Source organism: Halalkalibaculum sp. DA3122, assembly GCF_043951865.1.
GTDB lineage: Bacteria > Bacteroidota > Rhodothermia > Balneolales > Balneolaceae > JAMQKA01.
The window spans coordinates 1-445 of the sequence record NZ_JBINJF010000120.1 but is presented as its reverse complement, the minus strand read 5'-3'; the positions used below and the strand labels follow the sequence as shown (position 1 = coordinate 445).

The 445-nt window shown below is 58.7% G+C and carries 1 protein-coding gene; it reads left to right on the top strand.

Translation table 11 applies throughout. From position 1 onward, the window contains the following. Positions 1 to 445, top strand: a 445-nt coding sequence (locus ACG2F4_RS19450) for a DUF6797 domain-containing protein (RefSeq protein WP_395262603.1), incomplete at both ends; no start/stop codon positions are given.

Genomic DNA, 445 nt, shown 5'->3' with positions numbered 1-445 from the left:
TCCGGCTCCCAGGAATACGGGCAGCTGTATTTTACGGACCACCTGGGCGATTACGGGAAGGCGCTCTACTCCTCGCTGAATGACCGGGCGAATGCTGCCCTGCTGGTCCAGCTGGATGAAAATGTGCAGCTGGCCTACAATCCCCAGCGCATGTCCACGGTAGCCGCCTGGCAGGGGCAGCTGGACCTGAGCGAGACCAAGTACCAGCTCTACCGCGGGGAGGGCGAGCCCACCATTGACGGGCAGGAACTCAGCGGAATGGAGCGGATGCACTGGAGTTATCAGGATCGCTACGGGCAACTGAATAATCTTGTGTCCGAACGGACCCCATATCCGGATGAGTGGCTGGCCTACCACGGCCACTACCAGCATGGTGAAGACATCGTACTGTCGTACTCCATTATGGGGCGTAAGGTGTTGGAAAAGCCATCATCTCACATGCTGG